The sequence below is a fragment of the Spirillospora sp. NPDC049024 genome, assembly GCF_040649235.1.
Classification (GTDB): domain Bacteria; phylum Actinomycetota; class Actinomycetes; order Streptosporangiales; family Streptosporangiaceae; genus Spirillospora.
Genome location: NZ_JBEZFD010000056.1, coordinates 1 through 2,609, shown reverse-complemented (window position 1 = coordinate 2,609; position 2,609 = coordinate 1). Strand labels below are relative to the sequence as shown.

4 protein-coding genes are annotated in these 2,609 nt (G+C 72.0%); 2 read left to right on the top strand and 2 right to left on the bottom strand.

All coding sequences use genetic code 11. The features are described from left to right. The coding region (locus AB0C21_RS43275) for a hypothetical protein (RefSeq protein WP_500212335.1) at positions 1–225 on the top strand (225 nt) is incomplete at its 5' end. Here the strand turns inward: AB0C21_RS43275 and AB0C21_RS43270 are convergent. Beyond that, positions 203–1,036, bottom strand: a complete 834-nt coding sequence (locus tag AB0C21_RS43270; RefSeq protein WP_500212333.1) for an STAS domain-containing protein — start codon at positions 1,034–1,036, stop codon at positions 203–205. The genes AB0C21_RS43275 and AB0C21_RS43270 overlap by 23 nt on opposite strands. 3 nt (positions 1,037–1,039) lie before the next feature. Next, positions 1,040–1,306, bottom strand: a complete 267-nt coding sequence (locus tag AB0C21_RS43265) for a hypothetical protein (protein WP_149265112.1) — start codon at positions 1,304–1,306, stop codon at positions 1,040–1,042. Between the two features lie 530 nt (positions 1,307–1,836). Here AB0C21_RS43265 and AB0C21_RS43260 point away from each other — a divergent pair. After that, on the top strand, positions 1,837–2,609 hold a 773-nt coding region (locus AB0C21_RS43260), incomplete at its 3' end, for an alpha-amylase family glycosyl hydrolase (protein WP_500212332.1).

The following is a 2,609-nucleotide window of genomic DNA, read 5'->3' as shown; positions in this document are numbered from 1 at the left end:
GTCCACCTCGACCTGCCCGCCCTCGGCCTGCCCGACGACCCCGACCGCCCCTACACCGTCACCGACCAACTCGACGGCACCACCTACACCTGGCGGAGGTCCAACTACGTGCGCCTCGACCCGCACACCAAACCCGCACACGTCTTCACGTTCCAGGAGAACGGCGGACGTGTGCGGGCCGGTGGCGGGCAGGGCCGCGAGGCTAACCGGACCCTGCGCCGCTGAGGAGGCGTTCCTCGATGGACCGGCAGCCGGTGAACACCGACGCGAGGCCCTCGCGGTCGATGACCTCGCGCAGCTTGGCGGGCGCCGCCGGCAGCGCCAGGCAGCCGCCCTCGGCGGCGACGCGCCAGCGGATGCCGAGCAGGATCGGCAGCGGGTCGCAGCGGACGCCGAGCCGGTCGTGCATCCGCACCATCAGGTGCCGCTCGTCGCCCTCGACCAGCCTGGTCAGCGTCTCCCCGAGCCGCGGCACGGTCGCCTCGTCCAGCGTCCCGGACAGGTGCACGACGGTGTGGTCGCCGTCGCCGGCCGCCGTCGTGGTGATCATCAGCTCGGACGGGGCGGGCGGCGTCGGGGTGAGCCCGGCGTCCCCCGGAAGCAGCGCGCGGATCGCGTCGAGCACGTGCGTGGTGTCGACCTCCCCCGGCGCCGGCTCCGGCAGGGGCGCGGCCGTCGCCGCCGCGACGTCGGCGAACACCGGGACGAGCCGGTCAAGCCCCGTGAGGTGCAGCGCCCGCCGGACGTGCGCGGACAGCGCGGGCACCACCGCGCGCAGCGGGCAGCCGAGCAGCTCCGCCCGCGTCTCGGCCCGCGCCAGCAGCACGAGCCCGGCCGCGTCCAGCAGGACCGCGTCGCCGAAGTCGACGACGACCCCGCCGCGACGGGTCCCGCCCGCGCAGGCGAGGGACAGGGCCTTGCTCACCTCCTCCCGGATCCCCGCGTAGTTCCGCCAGCTGATCTGCGCCGGCAGGCCGAGCACGATGAACCCTCGCCGGGTCTCGGTGCTCAGGCCCGGCACCGTCGTCTCCCTCATCGGTCACATCCCGATCGGAGTTCGGGCCGCCGCGCGGGCGGGCCGGGGCGGAGCGGTCAGCCGGCCGGGCGGTCGGGACCCCCGCCGCTCGTCCGGATAGGGCGGGCGGCCGCCCCGCACGACGCCCGTGAGCCGGGACGCCGCGAGGCGCTCGATGGTCCGTTCCTCGGGCCGCACCCCCAGATGGGCGCAGCAGCACCACAGGTCGTCCACGCAGCGCCGCACGCGCTCCACCGGAATGTCGGCGAAACGGACGCGCAGCCGTGCCACGAGGTCATCCCGCGTCGGTACGACCGATGGCGACTTCTCCCAGCGCTCCACTGTCCCTCCGATCGCTTTTGGACGGATGAATTCCGCCCGAAACTGAGCAGAACCCGCCAACGTGGCGGGTTCTGAGGTTGGAAATGACCTACCCGAGGGTTGCGACAGAAAAAGCCGCGAACCTAAAAACACGGACATGACACAACCGCCGCGCGGCAAGCGTTCGCGGCGCCGCACGCCACTGGACGGGCCGTGAATCGCCGTCCTTTTGCTCCGTTTTCCCGCGCGCTGCCGCGCCGCGACCGGGCGATGACCTTCCCGGCGGCCGGGCGCCCGCCCGGACGGGCCGCGGAACCGGGCGATCTACCCCCGCCATGGGCGGCGCTCGCGCGGCGGGGCGGCGGTGGCGGGATCCGAAACCAGCCCCATGGTCACGGACCGTACTGAAGCTTTTACGGATGGTTGCCTGTCGCGCACACACCTGGACGGGGTGGAGGGAATTGCTGATCTAGATGTCTCCAACACACCCGGGGTGCTCCATGGACGGCCAGCCGAAGAACTTCACCCGCAGCTCCCGCCAGGCCCCCGGGGGCGGTGAGGCCCCCGCGCCGGGGACCGGCCCCGTCCCGCCGGAGAAGGTCCGCCGGCCGGCGGCGGGACCGTCCGCCGGCCCCGTCCCGGACCCGTTCGACGAGGACACCCCCCGCACGCCGGACTGGTTCAAGACCGCGGTGTTCTACGAGGTGTCGGTGCGGGGCTTCGCCGATTCCAACGACGACGGATACGGGGACCTGCGCGGGCTGATCTCCAAGCTGGACCACCTGCAATGGCTGGGCGTGGACTGCCTGTGGCTGCTGCCCATCTACCAGTCCCCGCTCAAGGACGGCGGCTACGACATCGCCAACTACACCAGCATCCTCCCCGAGTTCGGGGAGCTCGGGGACTTCGTCGAGCTGATCGAGCAGGCGCACGCCCGCGGCATCCGCGTGATCGCCGATCTGGTGATGAACCACACCTCGGATCAGCATCCGTGGTTCCAGGCGTCGCGGACCGATCCCGACGGGCCGTTCGGGGACTTCTACATGTGGGCCGACGACGACACCGGCTACCCCGACGCCCGGATCATCTTCGTCGACACCGAGTCCTCCAACTGGACCTACGACCCGGTGCGCGGGCAGTACTACTGGCACCGGTTCTTCTCCCACCAGCCCGACCTGAACTACGACAACCCCGACGTCCAGGACGCCATGCTGGAGAACCTGCGGTTCTGGCTGGACCTGGGCATCGACGGGTTCCGCCTGGACGCCGTGCC

Coding starts and splice junctions, on each gene's coding strand:
- AB0C21_RS43270 (WP_500212333.1), bottom strand. CDS start 1,036: ATGAGGGAGACGACGGTGCCGGGCCTGAGCACCGAGACCCGGCGAGGG.